This window comes from Paenibacillus sp. FSL E2-0178 (assembly GCF_038593005.1).
GTDB classification, from domain to species: Bacteria; Bacillota; Bacilli; order Paenibacillales; family Paenibacillaceae; genus Paenibacillus_AQ; species Paenibacillus_AQ phytohabitans.
In genome coordinates this window covers 7900708-7921334 of record NZ_CP151953.1, presented here as the reverse complement: position 1 = coordinate 7921334, position 20627 = coordinate 7900708, and the positions used below count along the sequence as shown (strand labels likewise).

The window sequence follows — 20627 nt, the reverse complement described above, 5'->3', positions numbered from 1 at the left end:
CGCATGCTATAATCTCTGAGTCCTATAGTGAGAATTGAACATAAGTATGGGGGTTGCAGGAGGTTTCGCTCAACATGAACAGTCCTATTAAAATCTTTAAAGTAACCGTGCAGCTGGAGAAGGATGAATATGATGTCGAAGCCAGTCATTGGAGACTGCTGACAGAAACGAACCGCTACTATGAGATCAAACCCGAAAGCGGCCCTGTAAAGCGGATTTACAAAGAAAAATTGAATACGGTAGTGGACGACACCAAATCCTACACAGATGGATATCTGGCTTGCTCGGCATTCTGTATTGAAGACCGTATTCATGATATGCATATCGAAATGCTGCACAAGCTGCGGATGAAGGTCAACGCTTATATGGATGAGCTGCAGCTGAACCAGCAGGCCATCGAGCTGCAGATCAAGAGCCCCAAGGCTGTTCCGCACAAGAAGTAACCCTATTTCTGCTTGCGGCACGCAAAAAACCGGAAGAATCGCAGTGTGCTGCGGATCTTCCGGTTTTTTGTGTATCTGATTCAATTACAGCAATCCGGCGTTCTTCACGGCATGTTCCCAGCTCGGAAAATAATGCAGCGCACTGCGCATTAACTCCGGATCCTGCTGCTTGACCTGCTTCTTGTTTACGGTACCTCCACCAGACTGAAGCTGCTTGATCCGACTGATTACTTCATCTGAAGCCAGCGTAATATCCAACTCTCCACCCCTTTCTGGTACGTCTTTCCATATTTTTCACAACTCCTGCGTGTTCTATACAAAACCTGCAGCAATGAAATTAATGGCTGACCAGATAGGAGGCATCCAGAATCAGTGCAACCCGCCCGTTCCCCAGAATTGTTGCCCCGGAGAGATGATTCATCGTCCCCAAATACGCACCCAGCGACTTAATGACCACTTCCTGATTACCAATGATCTCATCAACGGCAAAGGCGGCGATCCGGTCCACAGACCGGACAATTACCAGCGGGATGGTCTTGGAGCTGCGCTCGGTTCGCGGGTAATGCAGCTTGTCTCTAAGCCAGGAGAGCGGCACAATCCGCCCGTGGTTGATAATCGCCTGTTCGCCTTGAACGATCTGAATGTCTTCGGGGGAGATCCGCACTATTTCCGCTACATTATACATGGGAAGGATCAGCACCCGGCCGGATACATTCACCAGCAGCCCCTTAATGATGGCGAGTGTAAGCGGCAGACGGATAATGAACACAGTCCCTTGGCCTGGTACCGTTTCAATATCAATGATACCGTTAAGCCGTCCAATCTGGCTGCGTACGATATCCATCCCCACCCCCCGGCCCGATACCTCACTTACTTCGGCAGCCGTTGAGAAGCCGGGCTCAAAGATCAGGTGGATGGCTTCTTGAGCGGTTAAGAACCCGGCCTGTTCTTCAGTGATGATGCCTTTGCTAAGTGCAGAAGCTTTGATTCTGGCAGCATCTATGCCCTGCCCGTCGTCCTCCAGACGGATAACCACCTGATTCTCCTCGTGGAAGGAGGTGAGCGTAATCATACCCTTGGGAGATTTCCCCCGCTCTGCCCGGACTTCCGGGCTTTCAATCCCGTGATCGGTGCTGTTGCGGATCAAATGGATCAACGGATCACTCAGCTCTTCGATAATCATCCGGTCGAGCTCGGTCTCGCCGCCCCGGATCACGAGTTCAATCTCCTTCCCCAGCTTGTGGGCGAGATCCCGCACCAGGCGCGGAAAACGGTTGAACAATTGATCCATCGGCAGCATCCGGGTCTTCATTACACCTTCCTGCAGCTCTTTAATAATAGTCCCCATATGATCCGACACTCCGCCTATACCCGGCAATACCTTAGCCGGATCATTCCGCTGGCCGGCTGCGCTCAGATCGGCTAGAGAGGTCTGCTCGATCAGCAGCTCGCCAACCAGATTCATCAGATGGTCCAGACGTTCCACACTGACCCGGACCGTCGGCTGGGCGCTGTTCCCCCGTTGTTCCTTGTTCGGGGAAGACGGAGGCCCCGCCAGTGACGGTTCAACCGCTGCCGCTGCGCCAGTAACCGTTGCCGGACCGGGCACAAAGGGAGTGATGACAATACTCTGGACATCTGAATCACCCGCCAGCTGTTCTGATATCTGCTGAATTTCTTTGCCGGCAGCAGCCACTACAGCAAACCGGCTGTAACGCGAGTCTTCGTCGTCTGCTCCGGCGGCCGCCGCTGCCGGCAGCGCGACAGCAATGACCTTTCCGCATACATCTTCCATACGCTGCAGCAGCATATAATACCGTGCCGCCTTCATCAGGCACTCCTCTTTGAGCGTTACCGCGAGGGTCAGCAGCGAGTACCCGGCAGCCACGGCTTCTTCGGCCAGGAGCATCTCCGCCGGACTTAAGACGGGCAACCGGACCGGCTGTGGTTCAGCCGGCTGATTAATCAATGCCTTGATCTCCGCAACGACGGCGCTGCAGTCGGCGTAATCCCCGCCGCTGATATATTGCGTGCGCAGCAGCTTCATGGCGTCAAGCGCCCGGAAGAGCGTATCAATCAGCTTTGCGGTAATCTCCGGTTTCCTCTCCCGGACCCATTCAAGGGCATATTCAACCTCATGCGTCAGATCGCTCATTTCACGGAAGCCCATGGTTGAGGCTGAGCCCTTAATCGTATGGGCTGCGCGGAATATCGTCTGGACCAGCTCTGGTGCCGGAGCATGCTCCAGTGTGAGCAGGGATTGGTCGATCCGCTCCAATTGCTCATTCAGCTCTTCTATGAAAATATCGCGGTAGGCAGACAGTTCCATCATCATTACTTGTTCCCCTTCCTAACCGCCCAATATTTCCTCGAGCTTGAGAATGCCAATCAGCTGGTCATCCCGTTGGCCAATCCCGTGGAAGACCGCTTCGCGGCTGCGGTTATGCCCGCCCGCCGGAGGGTGGATCTCCGCATAAGTAGTCACTTTATTGACCTTATCCACAATGAGGCCCACGAATTCCTCCCGGTAGTTGACCACAATAATTCTTGTATTCCGGGTGTACGGCTCATCCGCCATCCCCAGCAAATTGCGCAGGCTCATCACGCAGACCACTTTACCGCGCAGATTGACCACACCCTTCACTTCATTCCGGGTGAACGGGATATCTGTAATGCTGAGCATTTTGATTATTTCATGAATTTCTTCGATACGGATCGCACAGGTTTCGGCTCCTACAGCAAGCTCGATATACTGTTCCTTCTGTAAGGATGACATGGCTTCACCTTCAGTCTGTAGAATTAATGAGTCTTGAATGCGGCAGCGGACTGGGCTAAATCCTCGGATAACAGGGCCAGCGCCTGGCAGGTAGCTGCCGTTTCCTCTGAAGCCGCTGCGGATTCCTCGCTGGAGGCGGCAATGGACTGGACCGAGCTCATCACTTCGGCTGCCTGGGCGGATTCCTCTTCACAGGCGGCAGCAATTTCATTCACTTTGAGTGAAGAAGTATTAACCATACTGATAATCTGTTCAAAGGCCTGGCTGGTCATCGAAGACTGCTCAACGCTTTCCGCTACTGCCCGGACGCTTTGCTTCGTATTCTCCTGCATGGCCTTGATGATCTTCGTGATTTCCTTCGTGGCATCACTGCTGCGCTCGGCAAGCTTGCGGACCTCATCCGCCACCACTGCGAAGCCGCGGCCCTGCTCTCCGGCGCGAGCAGCTTCAATCGCCGCATTCAAGGCCAGCAGATTGGTCTGCTCGGCAATATCATCAATCACTTCGATGATATCTCCGATTTTGCCGGAATCTTCTTCGAGCTGTTTCATCTGGTGATTGACGGTCTGCATCCCCTGCAGCGAGGTCTCAACCACATATCCGCCTTCCCGGGCCGTGCGCACCGTCTCATTTGACAGCTCCGCCGCTTCCTCAGCACTGGAGGCTACGGAATCAATCGCCAGCGACAGCTCCTTGAACAGTTCGGTAATGTTCGTTGCCGCCGCAGACTGGTTCGTGCTGGTGCCGGCGATTTCCTGGGTACTTGCCGAGATTTGCTCGGAAGACGCAGCTACACTCTGTGAATTCATAACAATCCCGTTGATCAGGTCCTTCAGGTTATGAACCATCCGGTTCAGGGCAGCAGCCAGCTGGCCAACTTCGTCCTTGGTGGAAATATCGGATTGCTGGGTCAGATCACCGTTCGCCACCTCTGAGGCCAGCCGCAGCATCTGCATAAGCGGTTTGGAGATGGATCTGGCGATCAGGTAACCTATAAGAACGCTGATGATAACCGCAGCCACGATAACTATAATGGTAAGTACCAGCGAGGAAGAATAGGCCGACTGCGAGTGGCGGTTTGCTTCCTCGGCCAGCTGCACGTTAATTTCGATCAGCCCGTCCAGGTTGCCTAGCACCTTCTCTCCCTGTACAGATAACTGTGTAGTCAGGAATGTATTAAATTCAGCCGGGTCATCCTGCTCTGCCAGAATGAGCGCCTCATCAAAAAGCTTTTGGTAAATCTCATACTCCTTGTCAAAAGCGCTTAGCAGCTCCACCTCTTTGGCGGTAGTCGCCAGCGGCCGGTAATTGTCCACCATCTCGGCAATATCCTGCCGGGATGACGCAATCTTTTCCTGATAATCTGCAATTTTTGCCGCATCTGTTGTGTTGCTCATATCCCGTGTATATACCCGGTTGACCTGATAACTGATTTCAGCGGCGGATAAGTCTCTCACTGAGATCAGGTTATTGTTGTACATTTCTTTCATATTCTGATTGCTGCTGCGAAGTGTGAAGATCGAATATGCTCCGAGTCCCGCCAGAATTAAAGAAACAACCAAAAAAGCTGAGATAATTTTTGTTGCTGTCTTCATGTTTCCGAACCATTTCATGTGATTTCCCCCTGTGGTTAACTTCTTAGTGTCCATCCTGCCGTAATCCTGTTGTATTCTCCCATAACACTCTCCCATCAGCCGGACACATCAGCTATATTTCGACATTTTTCGTTAAATAGTTAATATAATTATTTTGCATTAATAATTTTTTAATTATTTTCCTGTAATGCGCTTCCACATTGTCTATATGTAACGGTTATCCAGCCGGCTGCGTTAGCCATATTCAGCTTGACAGAACATCAAAAAAAGTTATAAATAAACATAATTAGCAAATGGTACAATCCCTACATATACACAACGAAATGAGGACTGCCCATTGACAACAAAAGTACCTTTGGCTGAGAAAATGGTGTTCTCCGGCGGCTTGCTGGGCCAGAATATGCTGTACAGCTTCATGTCGATGTATATTCTGTTCTTCTACACGGATCTGCTGGGCATTCCGGCTACTACTGCCAGTGTCATTCTGGTAGTGGCGAGCATCTTCGATGCTTGCCTTGATCCGCTGATGGGCATGATTACTGACAAAACACGCTCCAGGTGGGGCAAATTCAGGCCTTATCTACTGTTCGCCCCCTTCCTGATTGCACTGGCAACCATCGTCTGCTTCTGGGACTTCGGCGGCTCCTCTACGACGACGCTGGTGATCGCCACCGTATCGTATCTGCTCTGGGGTATGCTGTATACGGTCTGTGATACGCCGCTTTGGGCCTTGTCGTCCGTCATCTCTACAGATCCGGGTGAACGGACCTTGTTCGTCACTTTAGGCAAAATCGGCGGTACCCTCGGTGCGGTCGTGATCACAGTCGGCGGTATCCAGCTGCTGCTGGCCTTCGGCGGTGAACGGAGCACGCAAGCTTATCTGTATTCTGCAATTATTATAGGAATCATTGCTGCGTTATCTATTTTGCTGACCGGAATTCTTACCAGGGAAAGGGTCGCCCCTTCACCCGGGAAGATCTCGTTCCGGCAAAATCTGCAAACGGTGTATAAAAACAAACCGCTGCTCACCCTGCTTGCCTCGCTGCTGATTATCAACCTGGTCAACGGCATCCGGCAGAGCATCCAGCTGTATTATGTGGTCTATGTCTGGGGAGATGCCGGTTATGCAACCCAGGTCGGGATTAGCCTTGTTGTAGGCATGCTGCTGGGCATGACGGCTACGCCGCCGCTTTTGCGCCGCTTCTCCAAGAAGAAGGTATTCATCCTCTCCTGCATACTGGGGAGCTTGTCCTGCATCCTGCCTTACGTTCTCGGTGACCACAATGTTATGACCACACTGGTGTTCTTCGCGGTCAGCTTCTTCTTCTCGGGCATGACAACCATTGTGAGCACGTCCATGCTGCTGGATACCATTGATTATTCGGAGTGGAAGCTGGGCTTCCGGGGCGAGGGGATTGTGTTCTCCACGAACACCTTTGTCACTAAATTCAGCGGGGCATTGTCACGGCTCATTATCGGTGCAAGTCTGGGCCTGCTCAGCTATGTTGAGAATCAGCCGTCGACTCCAAGGCTCCAGCAGGGGCTCAGCTTCGTGATGTTTCTCCTGCCCGCCCTCTGTTTCCTGGCCGCAATTCTGCCGATTCTGTTCTACAATATCAGTGACAAGCAGCGGCTGCAGACGCTGAGTGATTTGGAGAATACCCGGTCCGTATAGAAGGGACAAAAGCATTTATCTGATATAAGGAGTGATCATGAACATGGATATATCCACAATGGCAGCACTGATGTCCCCTCCCGATCTGACAGACTGCCGCAGAATATTATGCGTACAGCCGCACCCGGATGATAATGAGGTGGGCATCGGTGGGACAATCGCCTCTTTGGCGGAGCGGGGCTGCGAGATTCATTATTTGACTGTGACGAACGGGGATCTTGGTGCGTTGGACGAGCATTTGTCTTCTGCCGAGATTGCAGCCGTCCGCGCACGTGAGCTGGAGGCCGCAGGGCGGTCGCTGGGTGCTACGGTGTTCCATCAGCTGGCCCACGGCGACGGCACCCTGGAGCATATTCCGGCGCTGGCAGAAGAGATTGCCGGGATCATCCGCACCGTGCAGCCGGATGTTATCCTCTGTCCTGATCCGTGGCTGAGCTATGAGGCACATTATGATCATATCGTTACCGGCAGAGCCGCAGCCCAGGCCTTCCTGTCGTCCGGACTTCCGCTGTATCCCCGAGGGACAAGCACCCGCCCCTGGCAGCCGAAGGCGATTGGTTTCTATTTCACCTCGGAGCCTAATACGGTGATCGACATTACAGACCACTTCGAGCGGAAGTTCGCAGCCTTAGCCCTGCACAGCAGCCAATTCAGTGAGGAGACTCTGGCGATGTACCGGATCTATTTCCGTGAAAAAGGCCGCCAGCTCGCTGAAGGCAAAGACTTCGAGCTTGGTGAAGGCCTGAAGGTGCTGTCCCCGCTGCATCTGCACTGCTTCGTGGATGCCCGGCTGATCTAAAGTGTATTAACATCTAGAAGAGCAGCACTTCTCACCTTAACGGGAGATTTGCTGCTCTTCTTTACGTGGAATCTATGAACTATAGGCTTATTCCAGGATCTCATCCTTCTCCAAGGCAAATCTCAGCAGACGGCTCAGCGCCGCAGGCAGTACGCTGACATGGCTCTCCCCGGCGAATTCATTAAGACTCGTCTGCAGGCCATGCTCCGCCAGAGATACCAGCCTTCCGGGAAGCTTCCCGGCATCCTCGACCATATGCTCCAGCTCGTCGGCACCGATCGTAATGAGCAGCTTACGCTGCAGAGCCTTAGCAGGATATGCTGCCAAGAACTGCTCCAGTTCAGCCAGCAGGGCATAATCATTCCACCATACTGAAGGACTGCCAGCCGTATAATGGGTTACCAGCTCCGGACGCGTGAACAGTGCGTGCAGTACAAGTAAACCGCCGAGGGAGTGGCCGAACAGCGCCTGACGTTGTGTGTCTACCCGGAACAGGCTGGCTATCATCGGTATAATCTCCAGCTGCAGCAGATCGAGGAATTCGTCTGCCCCGCCGCTCTCCGGCCACTGGCTGCCATCCGGCCGCTTGGGCAGCTGCTGCTCCTCAGCCGGCATGGTGAAATCATAGCAGCGGCGCTTCATATCGAAGGGCTCACCGGAAGGATAGCCGATCCCCACCACTACCACCGGATCATAACCATGCGGTTTGCGGGTCTGCAGACGTGCAGATTCGGCCAGGGTATGGAATACGGCATGTCCATCCAGTGCGTAAATGACCGGATACCCCTCCGGCGGGGCTTCTCCGGTTGGATGCGAGATCAGAATCCGGTACTCCTGGCGTCTTACCCCGGCATAAATGACATGTTCCTCGCAGCCAAGATGCGGGTAGCTCCGTTCATTCGTCATAGTCATGGCGCGAGGATCTCCAGAACATCGTCAATGACATTGCTGAAGGCAACGATACCGCCGCCCAGCCAGTATCGGTCATCCACATCATAGACCTTGCCGGCCTGGACGGCAGGGATGCTTTTCCAGAGAGCGCTCTCTGTCAGTTCCTTATAGAAGGACTCACCGGTGTTGGCTGTATCGTTGGCCAGGAAGATGTAATCGGCATCGATCTGCGGCAAAACCTCAAGCGACAGCTCTACACTGTTCTCTGTAGCAACAAGATCGCTCTTGGTAATTCCCAGCTCTTCCGCCAGTACAAACCCGCCGTAAACACCGCCCATCAGGAACATCCCCCGCGAATTGAACCGGATAATCAACGCCTTTTTGTCTTGGATATGCGGAGCCAGGGTTGTCTTGGCCTCCTCTACCTTTTTGCGGTAATCTGCAAGGCCTTTAGCCGCTTCCTCCTGCTTGCCGAGGAGATCACCCAGTATCGTTACGGAGCTGTCCAGGTCACCTGCCGCCTGCTGGAAGACATAGGTCGGGGCAATTTTGGAGTATTGCTCATAGACACCATTCTCCGCATAGTAGGAGTTATGCAGCACAATGAGATCAGGCTGCATCGCCATGACAACCTCCGGCGAAGGCAAGCCGCTGGTGAAATCAACAAGCGGAACCCCGGCAAGCTGATCCTGAAGATACTGCTGTCCCTGGCCTTTATTGGACCACTGTCCCACCGGCTTGACGCCGAGCACTACCAGAGAGTCTTCCATATATGGGGCAAACACTTTCGTTGGAGCAGTGTTTAATGTAACCTCATGTCCCAGTTCGTCCTGAACCACTAACGGATAGCTGGTTGCCTCTGCAGCTTCAGCCACTGCCGGCTCCACTTCAGGAGACGTTGACGGTGTCGCTTCTGCGGTGTTTGTCTGAGCGGCTTCATTCCCGGCCCCGCTGTCAGCCGCCGAATTGTTGCCACAGCCCGCCAGCAGCATAATCACGAAGATTAGCGATAACAGCGCCGGGATTCCTGACTTCCTTCTCTTGGCTGAATTGACCTTATGATCTTGCATGTTTTATCTCCCCCTAGTGATAATCATTCTCATTACTAGGGATTATAGAGGATAAACAGAAGGGTAACCATGGACAGTTTCCTGTTCCGGGCTTGGACTATTTCCTGTAAACATCAGAACGGCCTCCTCCAGCATCCGGTCCAGCGCTACCGCCGAGTACTCGAACCAGGGATCTGACGGTAACAGGTCCAGTTTGCCTGACTGTACTGCCGGCAGATTACGCCAGCTCTCACTGTGCTGCAGGGACAGCCAATGCCGCCTCGTGGCAAAATCAGGACAGATGATCAGCATTAGCCGCTGCGGATTCAGCAATCTGACCTCCGCAAGCGAAATCGGCTCATTATACAGCGTACCGGAGCCGGTATATGCCGGCTTCAAGGCAAGTTCGCCATAGATCACATCACGGATTCCCCTGTTGCAGTAAGCATGCAATTGATCTTCGTATAGGCGGAGCACCATACAGCTCTCCTCACCCGCAGCAGAGGCCACCTGCTCTCTGGCATGGCGGGCTTTGTGTTCAAACCGCTGCAGCCATTGGCCGCACTGCTGTTCCCTGCCCAGAAAAGCAGCGATCTCCCGGAGCTGGACATCCCAGCGGTCCTGTTCCCGGGGGATGAAGAGGTTCTGGCTATTGCGCAGCAGATGCTCCTCCCATGCTGAATCCAAGGCATCGTGGCCGATAATTGCCTCCGTCCGGGCATTGATCAGCTTAGCCCGCTCAAGCTCCTGGTCCATCAGGTCTACCCTAAGATGTGTTTCAATCCGGTCGTAATACTTGTTGAAATAATAGGAAGTCCATTTGGAATCCAGCGGAGCGGCCACCGGGATAATATCCAGGGCCAGCAGTTGCCCGACCGCAGCTGCAGAGCAGGCGGCAACCCTCCGTTTATGTTGACGGATGAACGACGAAGGCGGGACTCCGGTTTCCTTTTTGAATTTGCGGCTGAAATAGAATTCATCGCTGTAGCCGACTTTATGAGCGATCTCACGGAGTAGATAATCCGATTCCTGCAAGTATTGCTTGGCCCGGCTGATTCTCAGCTCTGTCAGATAGTCCAGCGTGCTCTGTCCGAACGTTTTTTTGAACAATTCGCCAAAATACTTCGGCCGCAGTCCTGCCATACCTGCCAGCTGATCAATGGACAGCGGTTCATGATAATGCTCCGCTATGTATTCCCGGACGGCCGCCAGGTTAAACCGCCCGCCTTCCGGATGAAGACTGCCCTCCAGCAGCTGTTCCCGCTCCATACGTATTCCTCCGTTCTTATTTTTCTTATATAGTGTCATATTGTAATGCAGACCGCAGCAAATGCGGCCGGCTGCAGAATATCAGCTCTACAGCGATAATGATAATCATTATCTGTGAAAAACTCAATAAAAAAGAACGCCACCGGGCACTCTTCTCTGGATTGATGTTAAAAATCAATAAATAGGTTAGCGTAACTAAAATCCTATTCGATTTGTATTTTATAGTGTTATTTTTGTATAATATATTAAACGTAAGGGGGTTATTTCTTGGATGCTATTCACATCAGGATAGGACACAACTTGCAACGTGTGAGAAAGCAAAGGCAGTTAAGCTTAGATAAAGTGGCAAATTTAACTGGGGTTAGCAAAGGTATGCTACATCAAATCGAGCGAGGGGACACACAGCCAACAGTGACCACCGTTTGGAAAATTGCAACGGGACTTAATATTTCTTTTTCATCCCTAATTAAAGACGACAAATCAACAATATCAATCGTTAATCGAAAAGAAGTACCAGATATAACGGAGGATAACGGTAATTGTCTAGTCTATTTATTATTTCCATTCCATCCGCAAACTCAAATAGAAATTTTCACGATTGTATTAAAGCCTAAAGGGAATTATGTTTCCACACCCCACAATGAGGGTGTCCAAGAGTACATTACTGTTGTTACAGGGGAATTTAAAATCATGATTAGGGATGATGAGTATACCCTTCCTACAGGAGGCGCTATACGGTTTGCAGGAAACGTTACACACAAATATATAAATGACACGGATGAAGATGTCATCCTACAAGTTGTCATGCATTATCCTGAATCGTAAAACTGGTATGTAATTCATGATGTGATAAGGAAGTGCTGATATGGTTGAAAAAGTATTTTGGACAACCCCATACTTAACAAAACTAGATACTCGCATAGCCAGTGTAAATGGCAATGACATTACAGTGGAACGAACCATCTTTTATGCTTTCTCTGGTGGACAAGAAAGTGATACAGGATTGATTGGTGGATATTCCGTACATCAAGCAAAGAAAGATGGTCATGAAATCATTTATACAGTTGAAGAAGGGCATGATTTAAAAGTTGGTGATCAAGTGACGATGACCATAGATTGGGATCGTCGTTACAGACTTATGAGACTACATTTTGCTGCGGAGGTTGTATTAGAATTAGCTTACAAACATTTGAAAAGTATAGAGAAGACAGGCGCTCATATCGCTCAAGATAAAGCCCGAATAGATTTCGTATGGCACGAGAACATTTCAAAATCATTTTCTTTGATCGAGAAAGAATCTCGTGAGATCATTGCGGCAAACCTCGACATCATTAGTGATTTCAGTGACGAAGGAAATGGAAGAAGATATTGGGAAGTTAAAGGTTTTTCAAAGGTTCCCTGCGGAGGAACTCACTTGAAGAAAACAGGCGAAGTTGGAGAAATTAAGTTGAAGCGTAACAATATTGGGCGAGGGAAAGAAAGAATCGAAATCTATGTAAGTGAATAAAAGCTAATTATTTCTTATTTAACGGGAAACGTTTATTTAACAACAACAGCGGCAGTCTAAGACTTTATTTATCAAGTCTTAGACTGCCGCTGCTTCTTTTGATTGATCGGTTAAAAACTTAAACAATTGACAAATTATTCTGCTGAATCTGTTATTCACTCGGCCAACCGGTAATAAGGGATGTACAACGATGGCTTGAAGCCCAGCTTCTGAGCCAGTCTGTAAGAACCCTCATTCTCCCGGCGGCAGCCCCACATCGGCTCCAGCCCTTGCTCCAGGCAGTAATCAATCAGCGCAGAACATACGGAGAAGGCAAACTGCTTCCCCCGGTGGCCCGCTGCTGATTCAATCCCAATCTCCAGCTGATCCGCTGTACGGTACGCCGAGAACGCACTCGAGGCCTTCTCCCCCTTCCAGAGCAGGGTGTATCCTATGCCTGTACTTAGGAAATGCTCTGCATCTCTCCAGAAATAGCGCGGAATCACAGCACCTGATTGCCCGTCAAACAACTCGCCGGTCATCTGTACAATCTCTGCATCCTGCCGGAACCATTGCTCCTTCGCACTGTAGTAGACTTCCGGGTCAAAGGTGAAATTCACTCTGGTATGGGTGTACATCCTCCGGGTATCGGCCGTTTCAGGACCGGGCTCAACCGCATTTAGCAGTGCGTTATGCTCAGTAATCATAGACTCAATCAACGGAGACCAGCCTCCTGCCGGGTCTCCCTGCAGCCATTCCGGAGACTGCCTGTCCCCTGTCTTGTTGGTAATATAATCATATAAGCTCCGGTTAAACGCCTCATTGCCTGAATCCCCATAGACCAGCGACATCCCGTAATCATGTGCCACATAAAAGGTACGGGGGTTCTGCACATTATCCACATAAACAGTGCCGGTAGTCTGGCCCTTGAGCACTGCTTCAGCGAAAAGGGTGTTGATCTTCACTTGACTTAACAGCGGCAGAGCCAGCGCATAGTCACGTCTATCCAGCTTCAGCATCATTTTCTCCTCTTTTCTCAGGATTGATTATATGTATTGTACAGCCAGCGGAAATTCCACTCAAAAATATGGGAGCCCTCCCATGTATCAAACGGTGCCGGAATTCCCTTGGCGAGCCAGAAATCCGCGCTCTCCCCGCTCCGGACAGCCGCTGCGGCATACGCCTGGATCTCTTGAAGATAACTTAACATTTCAGCGATGCTCTCACGTCCGGCAACCCCTCCATGACCGGGGATCAGCCGGGTGAAGTCAATCTCGCGGCCAATCCGTTCCACGATTAAGGCCCATGCTTCAGGGAAACCGTGCAGCATAGCCGGATTGGATTGGTTCAGCACCAGATCCCCGGCGATCAGCACCTTAACGTCAGCAATATATACCATGGCATCGCTGCAGGTATGGCCGCCGCCGTATGTAAACAGCTGTATGGACCGCTCTGACCCGTGGATATCAAGCGTATCCTTGAATGTCACAGCAGCTGTTACTCTGCGGATCGCAGGTGTTGCCTCCAGCAGGGCCTGCTTTTCCGATATTTCATATCCCAGCGCTGCCTGCAGGCGGGTGTCCGCAGCAGTACTATGAGCCTCCTGAAGCGCTGCAATCTGCTTCTGCAGCCCTTCCTGCCATTCCCCAAGCTCAGGCGGACCATTCGTTGTCAGCACTTCACGGGTAAGCTCCGTGGAAATGATGACACAGTCGGCAAACTCCATATTCCCGTAATGATGATCCCCGTGATAGTGGGTATTCACTATGTATTGGACCGGCTTCCCCGTCAGCTGCTCAGCCGTTTCCCGCAGAAGCCTCGCTGCCCCGGGCAGGCTGAAGGTATCCACCACGACTGTGGAATCCCCAAGATCTATAATGGACGCATTGCCTACCGCGCCCCGGCCCGGAATAACAATCGCTGCCCACACTCCCTGTGCTACTTCCTCTACCGTGAACATACATATCCTCCCATTTATATTTTTACTTATTATACCTTAATATGGCATGCACTTATTGACTAATTATTTGCAGGGAAAAACAGGAGTAAAAACAGATCATTGTCCCCTGAAATCGTATGTTATAATACATTCAATGTAATTCCATAGCCTTCATTCTGATTCGACCTGAAAGGAAACGATCTATGATTATTCCAGCACCTGAATTGAACTTCACAGCATCCCCATTTTATAATCCCAGCCTCAAAAATGTAGTTATTCTGGCTACCGGCGGCACCATTGCCGGCAGCGGCGAAGCGCATAAAACCTTGAACTACGAACCCGGTGCCCTGCCCGTGCAGGATCTGCTGGATAGTGTGCCCCATCTGGAACGGCTTGCCAATTGTGCCGGCGTGCAGGTCAGCAATCTCTGCAGTGCAGATATCACCAGCGAACACTGGCTTACACTGGCAGCGTACATCAACACACTCGCCCTCCGGGAGGATGTGCACGGCTTCGTAATTACCCACGGCACCGACACCCTGGATGAGACCTCCTATTTCCTGAACCTGGTGATCAAGACCGACAAACCGGTGATCATTACCGGCTCCATGCGTCCGGCTACCGCTATCAGTGCCGACGGACCACTGAATCTGTATCAGTCCGTTGCACTGGCGGCGAATCCGGATGCGTCCGGACAGGGCGTGATGGTTGTCTTCGCCGAAGGCATCTACAGCGGGCGGGATGTGCAGAAGGTGAACACCTTCAAGGCCAACGCCTTTGATGAGCGTGATTTCGGCTGCCTGGGCTACATGCGCGACAGTCATGCCTTCTTCTATACCCGGACGCTCAAAAGACATACGACTGCTTCACAATTCGATGTATCGGCCATGACCGGACTGCCGGAAGTATCCGTAGCCTACTTCCATGTTGACGCCGATCCCGGCATCCTGGATTATCTCGCCACGATCTCCAAGGGCATTGTGATTGCCGGAGCAGGCGGAGGCATCTACAGCAAGCCATGGATTGATAAAGTCGGCGAGCTTAAGAATAATAACATCCCTGTGGTCCGCTGCTCGCGGATCTCAAGCGGAATTACACTCAAGGACTCCTACATTGATCTGTCCGCCAATTCCATTCCCTGCAACAGTCTGGTGCCGCAAAAAGCACGGATTCTGCTCTCCCTGGCGCTGACTCAAACAACCGGATACGACGAAATCGCTGCAATGTTCAACGAATATTAAAACATTAGATATCACTCTAAGGGGGTGTCCCGTAAGCCTTATAATGGCTTCCGGGACACCCCCTTTTTTTGAGTAAGATCAATGTATGCACTTGAGAGGACGCTGCGTGAACGGACCGTTGTTCCAATCGCTTTGCTCTCCAGCTTAGAAAATCAGTAGACTAAGGCGAGTATTAAAACAAACTGCAAATGACCAAAAGCGCAAAGCGGCGATCCCCCAATAACAAGAAATATGCTCTGACTCTACTTATGAATCTACTTATAGACTCTACTTATAAGACGCCACTTTTTTGTCTGCAGGCAGCTATTACCCGGCTGCGGATGGAAATTCAAACGTGAGGACGGCCCCGCCTTCCGGGCAGTTCCAGGCGGTAATCTTACCGCCGCAGCGCTCCACGATGGCGCGCGAGATGGCCAGACCCAGCCCGGAATCACCATTTTTCCCTTTGACGAACCTGTGAAACAGACTGGGCAGCAGCTCCTGCGGAATGCCGGGGCCGTCATCCGAAACTGTTAATGTAATCAGTCCCTTGCTTACATAGCCATGGACATCAATCTTCCTGTCTGCATAACGCGCAGCATTGGATAATACGTTCAGCAGTGCCTGCAGCAGCTTATCACGGTCAGCCCTCAGCATCAGCCCGCGGTCTCCGGAGATTTCAGTCTTGAGCGACAGCTTTCTTGCAGCCAACTGCGGATTGACCCGTTCTACCGCCTCTGAGAGCAGCTCTTCCAGATCGCATTCTACCGCCCGGAATATATCCTCTTCGCTGTCCAGCTTGGCCAGAAGCGTCATTTCGCCCACCAGGTCACGCAGCCGTCCGCTCTCGCACAGGATAATATCCAGCCCTCTACGGACATCCTCACCTTCAAAAATCCCGTCCCTGATGCCCTCCGCATAACCGGATATCGACATCAGCGGTGATTTCAGCTCATGCGAGGCATTCTGGAAGAATTGCTTCTGTACCCGGTTGAACCGGTGCAATTCTCCGGCCATTTCGTATACGGTCCGGGCTACAGAACCGATCTCCCCACCCGCCCGGATCAGATTCACTTCGGCAAACCGGCGGTTTTTCACTTTTTTGAGTTCCTCGCGCAGGCTGATCAACGGATCAATCAGCTTCCTTGTGATAAACAGGCTGAACAGGAACATCACGGCTGCACCGGCGGCAAAGACAAGAATCAGACGTTTGAGCAGTGACTGCTCAATCGCTTTGATTCTGCTGACAGGGGTCAGCAGGGTCAGCTTGCCTTGGGGAAGCGCATTTACCTGCACCAGATAACGCGGGTCGTTGCCGTCCCATAAGCTCTGCAGGCTGCCTGTCTCTACTGCAGCTATGCCGGTAACTGCCTGTGCCTGTCCGGGTATCGCCGGGAGGGTGCCCGACACCACCTTCCCCTGCTGATCCGTCACAATGGCCTGTACTCCGCTGGAAAGCGTAGCATATTGAACCGGAAACAACTCATTTTCTTCAATTGGGACTGCACTTATTGCTGCGGCGGGCAGCTGCTGCATGCTGGCGGTCAATGTTGCGCCTAGCGTCCGCAATCCCTCCTGTTCCTTACCGATGAAATGATCCATCAGTACGAAATGTATCATCACTCCCGTGATGGACAGGACAAGCAGCAGAGACAATCCGAAGGCGAAGTTGATCTGATGCACCAGCTTCAGCTTCTTCATCTGCCCGTTTAGCTTCATCCGCATATTCATCATTCCTGACCTTCTCTCATCCGGTAGCCGTGTCCCCAGACCGATTCCAGCGGCAAGCCGTCTATTTTTTTGCGGATGCGTTTGATCAGATGGTCCACTGCGCGGTCACTGCCGAAATAATCATCCCCCCAGACATAACCCAGCAGCTCTTCCCGCGTAAACGCCCGGTTTGGATGTCCGGCAAACACCTTCAGCATCAGGAACTCCTTACTCGTCAGCTCCACCTCTGTTCCGTGCCAGAAGGACCTCCTTTCTTCCGGAAGCAGCAGCAGTCCGCCCAGCTCTATGCCTGAAAGGGAAGGCAGCGCAGCTGCGGGCTGAGGCTGATGGAGCCGTTCCCACCTTTCCAGCTGCCGTTTGATCCGGGCCACCAGCTCACGGGGACTGAACGGCTTGACCAGATAATCGTCACTGCCCAGCTCAAGACCCAGTATTTTATCGACTTCATTATCTTTGGCTGAGATCATAATGATCGGCACCTCTGCTTCATCACGGATGCGCCTGCATAGTTCATACCCGTCCATCCCCGGAAGCATGATATCGAGCACCCACATGCCGGGAGGATCGCTTGTCCACAAGGCCCAGGCTTCTTCGGCACTTCCCAGGCCAATCGTGCGGAAATTCTCCTTATGTAAATAAGCCTCGACCAGCTTGCGTATATTCTCATCATCGTCCACAACGGCAATGACCGTTTGATTGTTCATCCGTAGCCCTCCACAGTTTTGTCTGCTCCATTATAACAAGCAGCCGGAGGCGGTAGGGGCCTGCCATTGTTTTTCCACAAAGCCACCAATTTCCTGCCACAGTAGAACGCTATATTGGGAGCTGTAAGACAAACCTCACCCATAAGGAGTGTTAGTTCATGAACCGTTTAATTTTCAGAAGAATGGCCCTCTCCACCCTCTTGCTGTCCTCCATCGCAACCCCGGTGTTCGCCAATGCAGACCGCACACCGCCACAGGCCGGGAACGCCCCCGTTACCTTAAGTGCAGCCTCAGCCCCTTTACAGGGAAGTATCCTGATTACTGCACGTATTCCAGACTTGCTGGACCTTGCAGAACGCTACGCGCCGGAAACCGTTCAGGACTGGACCGACACGCTCAGCAGATACAATAAGGCCATCCGCCTTAACGTACAGGTGCTTACCCTGGATACAACAGGAGAAGTTAACGCTCCAGCCGTGCGACTGGCCACACCTGTAACCTTGACAGCAGCCATAACTTCCCTTGCCGGTTCAGCACCGGCAGCCGATCTTCAGCTTGCCGGAACAGACGGCATCCTCAGTGCCTTCGCAACAGGAACAGCGGCTTCATCCACTGCAGATTTCACCGTATTTGCAGTCCCTGACAGCCTCTCGTCCGCCGGACTCACAGGCTCGGGCTCCATAACAGCTGCTGCAGCCCCGGCTCTGCTCCCGATGACTGAAGATAACGGATTCTTCACGGCACAGGCTGCACTGGCTGAAGCCGTAGAAACCAAAGATGCCGGTGCGGTCAAGCACGCACTGGGCGGGCTGCTGGAACAGTACAAGGACCTTACCAAAAAGCTTGAAGAAGCGAAGTAAGCACGGAATAACGTTTCTATAACAGCAGGAGATACAAAAAGCAGGCCAAGGGCGGGTACCTTTGGCCTGCTTTTCGTTTAGACAATCTATCGTCAGGAGAGCGCGGCCACCGATTCAGGGGTAAATGCCTGAAGCTCACTCAGCCGTCCCTCACGGATTTTGACCGCCCAGGCGGGATCTCCGAGCAGCGCCCGGCCCACGGCCACCAGATCAAACTCATTGTTGCTAAGCCGCTCCACAAGTCCCTCCAGTCCGGGATGAGTCTGGCCTTCCCCTTCGGCGGGATCACTGTCCATGCCAACCGCCCCGACCGTAATGGTCGTCTTGCCTGTCAGCTTCTTCACCCAGCCGGCAAAGCTAAGATCCGAGCCGGCAAATTCGGGCTCCCAGAAACGGCGTACTGAGCAGTGGAAGATATCTACCCCGGCGTCCACCAGAACGCCCAGCAGGTCCTTCAGCTGTTCCGGTGTGTCCGCCAGTCTGGCAGCGTAATCGCCCATTTTCCATTGGGACAGACGTATGGCTACCGGATAATCCGGACCTACCGCAGCACGTACAGCTTCGACTATCTGAGCAGCAAACCGGGCGCGCTTCACCAGATCTCCGCCGTAACGGTCTGTCCGCTGATTGGTCTTCGCCCACAAGAACTGATCGATCAGAAAGCCATGGGCTCCGTGAAGCTCTATGCCATCGAACCCGGCTTCTTTGGCATGAAGCGCTGCAGCCGCGTAAGCCTGAATTACATCCGCTATTTCGTCCTCTGTCATCGGCTCGCCTGCCTTGTTCCCCTCCAGATCCAGTCCGGACGGACCGATGGACAGGGCTTCCGGATTAGGCTGGGAACCATTCGGCCGGATCATGCCCATATGCACGATTTGCGGGAAAATTTTGCCCCCTGCTTCATGCACCTGTCTGACCACTTCCGCCCAGCCGTTCAATGCTGCTTCCCCATAAAGCCTAGGCAATCTGGACTCACTGGTTGCTGAAGGATGGTCAATTAGGGCTCCTTCGGTTATCACAAGACCGACACCGTTCTCGGCACGGCGGCGGTAATAAGCGGCTACGTCGGGTCCCGGCACACCCTCAGGCGAGAAGGCACGGGCCATCGGCGACATGACAATTCGTGTCGGCAAGGTCAGTTGATGGATCGTATAAGGCTGAAACAAGGCTTGAATGGAATGATTATTGTTCTGCGGATGACTCATGAACCGCACCTCCAATATTATTTTGGCACCCGCAGTTAAGGGGTACGAATGCAATATTAGCAATGCCACCTGCCCCATTCAACCAACAATCCGCACCATCTGTTGCTTAAGCGAAATGAAAAATATATTGTTGGTTATCCAGGAATACCTTGGTTGGCGCAGCCGCAGATGTTTATAATAGTTAGAGCATTAGTTACCGAAGGGAGCATGGATAGAGGATGCCCAGTATACTTTCACCGAACCCGAACGACCCGCGCGTCATCCGGACACGCCAGTTAATTCTGGACTCATTCGCCGAGCAGTTAAATACCATGGACTTCAATGCAATTACCGTACAGGATATCACGCGAAAAGCCACGATTAACCGGGCCACATTCTATGCTCATTTCCCTGATAAATACGCACTGCTTGAATCGTTCTTATCAGATGCCTTCACGGAGCTTGTCCTCCGCAAAATCGATGACCAGGCAGCCTTGACCGAGGAAACGCTCTATACGCTGGTTGCCGCTCTTTGCGATTATCACGAATCCAGCCATCACTGCCTGAAGAAATATGATTCCCTGGCGCTGATTATTGAAGAGAATATTAAGCTGCAGCTGGAACAGCTGCTGCAAAGGCTGCTGTCCGGAGTAGACAGCACAGTGGATAGCCGCACACTGCAAACGGCTGCAACCCTGCTCAGCTGGTCAATCTACGGGGTGACCTATCGCTGGAATAAGGAGGGCCGTCATGAATCCGCTGCTGCGCTGGCCGGCAGACTAGTGCCATTGATGAACAACGGAGTATCGTTGCTGACTCCCGCTGGCGGAGAGTGAGAAGCACGGTTCCGCTAAACAGCTTCGGATGATTGTCCCCCGCCCGGCAGGCAGCATATTCTTTCCGGACCCAGGCAGTCCCGGTGAAATCAAGTGCACTTATTTTGCTCTTCATTCCCTCCTTTTGGCAGCATTTGGCGGCAATTAGCGGAATTAGAGGGGTTTTTCCC

Annotated in this window: 20 protein-coding genes; 8 read left to right on the top strand and 12 right to left on the bottom strand. The window is 52.2% G+C overall.

Annotated elements, in window-relative coordinates; all coding sequences use genetic code 11:
* Window positions 1-74: 74 nt before the first annotated feature.
* Complete coding sequence (locus MHI42_RS34115; protein ID WP_042138419.1) at window positions 75-443, top strand: hypothetical protein; 369 nt, start codon at window positions 75-77, stop codon at window positions 441-443.
* Between the two features lie 84 nt (window positions 444-527).
* Here the strand turns inward: MHI42_RS34115 and MHI42_RS34110 are convergent, their stop codons facing one another.
* The 4 genes from MHI42_RS34110 to MHI42_RS34095 all read right to left on the bottom strand — a co-directional run bounded on the left by MHI42_RS34110 (window position 528) and on the right by MHI42_RS34095 (window position 4832).
* On the bottom strand, window positions 528-701 hold the full coding sequence (locus MHI42_RS34110) for a hypothetical protein (RefSeq protein WP_171716245.1): 174 nt from the start codon (window positions 699-701) through the stop codon (window positions 528-530).
* A 79-nt stretch (window positions 702-780) separates the two neighbouring features.
* Window positions 781-2778 carry a chemotaxis protein CheA gene (locus tag MHI42_RS34105; protein ID WP_342422050.1) on the bottom strand — a complete coding sequence of 666 codons (1998 nt, stop codon included), beginning with the start codon at window positions 2776-2778 and terminating at the stop codon, window positions 781-783.
* Window positions 2779-2793: 15 nt separating this feature from the next.
* Window positions 2794-3219, bottom strand: a complete 426-nt coding sequence (locus MHI42_RS34100) for a chemotaxis protein CheW (protein ID WP_042138421.1) — start codon at window positions 3217-3219, stop codon at window positions 2794-2796.
* Between the two features lie 23 nt (window positions 3220-3242).
* Window positions 3243-4832 carry a methyl-accepting chemotaxis protein gene (locus MHI42_RS34095; RefSeq protein WP_342422049.1) on the bottom strand — a complete coding sequence of 530 codons (1590 nt, stop codon included), beginning with the start codon at window positions 4830-4832 and terminating at the stop codon, window positions 3243-3245.
* A gap of 319 nt (window positions 4833-5151) precedes the next feature.
* Here MHI42_RS34095 and MHI42_RS34090 point away from each other — a divergent pair, with 319 nt between their 5' ends.
* Window positions 5152-6489: a glycoside-pentoside-hexuronide (GPH):cation symporter gene (locus tag MHI42_RS34090; RefSeq protein WP_342422048.1), complete on the top strand. Its 1338-nt coding sequence runs from the start codon at window positions 5152-5154 to the stop codon at window positions 6487-6489.
* 43 nt (window positions 6490-6532) lie between these two features.
* The gene (locus tag MHI42_RS34085; protein WP_171716248.1) at window positions 6533-7288 is read left to right on the top strand and encodes a PIG-L deacetylase family protein; all 756 of its coding nucleotides are present in this window, start codon (window positions 6533-6535) and stop codon (window positions 7286-7288) included.
* Between the two features lie 87 nt (window positions 7289-7375).
* On the opposite strand, the gene MHI42_RS34080 is transcribed toward MHI42_RS34085, so the two are convergent.
* Genes MHI42_RS34080 through MHI42_RS34070 form a run of 3 tightly spaced genes read right to left on the bottom strand, consistent with a single transcriptional unit; the run spans window position 7376 to window position 10497 of the window.
* Window positions 7376-8200, bottom strand: a complete 825-nt coding sequence (locus tag MHI42_RS34080) for an alpha/beta hydrolase-fold protein (protein ID WP_342422047.1) — start codon at window positions 8198-8200, stop codon at window positions 7376-7378.
* Window positions 8197-9249 (bottom strand): ABC transporter substrate-binding protein, encoded by a 1053-nt coding sequence (locus tag MHI42_RS34075; RefSeq protein WP_342422046.1) that lies wholly within the window; start codon window positions 9247-9249, stop codon window positions 8197-8199. The genes MHI42_RS34080 and MHI42_RS34075 overlap by 4 nt, the downstream gene beginning before the upstream one ends.
* Before the next feature lie 42 nt (window positions 9250-9291).
* The gene (locus MHI42_RS34070) at window positions 9292-10497 is read right to left on the bottom strand and encodes a helix-turn-helix domain-containing protein (RefSeq protein ID WP_342422045.1); all 1206 of its coding nucleotides are present in this window, start codon (window positions 10495-10497) and stop codon (window positions 9292-9294) included.
* A gap of 267 nt (window positions 10498-10764) precedes the next feature.
* On the opposite strand from MHI42_RS34070, the gene MHI42_RS34065 reads away from it, so the two are divergent.
* Window positions 10765-11322, top strand: coding sequence for an XRE family transcriptional regulator (locus MHI42_RS34065; protein ID WP_340986425.1), 558 nt, complete (start codon window positions 10765-10767; stop codon window positions 11320-11322).
* A 40-nt stretch (window positions 11323-11362) separates the two neighbouring features.
* Window positions 11363-12004 (top strand): alanyl-tRNA editing protein, encoded by a 642-nt coding sequence (locus MHI42_RS34060; RefSeq protein WP_342422044.1) that lies wholly within the window; start codon window positions 11363-11365, stop codon window positions 12002-12004.
* Between the two features lie 155 nt (window positions 12005-12159).
* Here MHI42_RS34060 and MHI42_RS34055 read toward each other — a convergent pair whose 3' ends face one another.
* Both MHI42_RS34055 and MHI42_RS34050 read right to left on the bottom strand, forming a co-directional pair.
* The gene (locus tag MHI42_RS34055; protein WP_342422043.1) at window positions 12160-13005 is read right to left on the bottom strand and encodes a GNAT family N-acetyltransferase; all 846 of its coding nucleotides are present in this window, start codon (window positions 13003-13005) and stop codon (window positions 12160-12162) included.
* A 14-nt stretch (window positions 13006-13019) separates the two neighbouring features.
* The gene (locus MHI42_RS34050; RefSeq protein ID WP_342422042.1) at window positions 13020-13943 is read right to left on the bottom strand and encodes an MBL fold metallo-hydrolase; all 924 of its coding nucleotides are present in this window, start codon (window positions 13941-13943) and stop codon (window positions 13020-13022) included.
* 182 nt (window positions 13944-14125) lie between these two features.
* On the opposite strand from MHI42_RS34050, the gene MHI42_RS34045 reads away from it, so the two are divergent.
* Complete coding sequence (locus tag MHI42_RS34045) at window positions 14126-15163, top strand: asparaginase (RefSeq protein ID WP_076243282.1); 1038 nt, start codon at window positions 14126-14128, stop codon at window positions 15161-15163.
* A 306-nt stretch (window positions 15164-15469) separates the two neighbouring features.
* Here MHI42_RS34045 and MHI42_RS34040 read toward each other — a convergent pair whose 3' ends face one another.
* Window positions 15470-16876 (bottom strand): HAMP domain-containing sensor histidine kinase, encoded by a 1407-nt coding sequence (locus tag MHI42_RS34040; protein WP_342422041.1) that lies wholly within the window; start codon window positions 16874-16876, stop codon window positions 15470-15472.
* Complete coding sequence (locus MHI42_RS34035) at window positions 16873-17577, bottom strand: response regulator transcription factor (protein WP_342422040.1); 705 nt, start codon at window positions 17575-17577, stop codon at window positions 16873-16875. Before MHI42_RS34035 ends, MHI42_RS34040 begins: the two co-directional genes overlap by 4 nt.
* Before the next feature lie 158 nt (window positions 17578-17735).
* Between MHI42_RS34035 and MHI42_RS34030 the strand changes: the two genes are divergently transcribed.
* Complete coding sequence (locus MHI42_RS34030; RefSeq protein ID WP_342422039.1) at window positions 17736-18437, top strand: hypothetical protein; 702 nt, start codon at window positions 17736-17738, stop codon at window positions 18435-18437.
* Window positions 18438-18529: 92 nt separating this feature from the next.
* On the opposite strand, the gene MHI42_RS34025 is transcribed toward MHI42_RS34030, so the two are convergent.
* Window positions 18530-19642 (bottom strand): NADH:flavin oxidoreductase, encoded by a 1113-nt coding sequence (locus tag MHI42_RS34025; protein ID WP_342422038.1) that lies wholly within the window; start codon window positions 19640-19642, stop codon window positions 18530-18532.
* Window positions 19643-19860: 218 nt separating this feature from the next.
* Here MHI42_RS34025 and MHI42_RS34020 point away from each other — a divergent pair, with 218 nt between their 5' ends.
* Complete coding sequence (locus MHI42_RS34020) at window positions 19861-20457, top strand: TetR/AcrR family transcriptional regulator (RefSeq protein WP_342422037.1); 597 nt, start codon at window positions 19861-19863, stop codon at window positions 20455-20457.
* Window positions 20458-20627 lie beyond the last annotated feature (170 nt).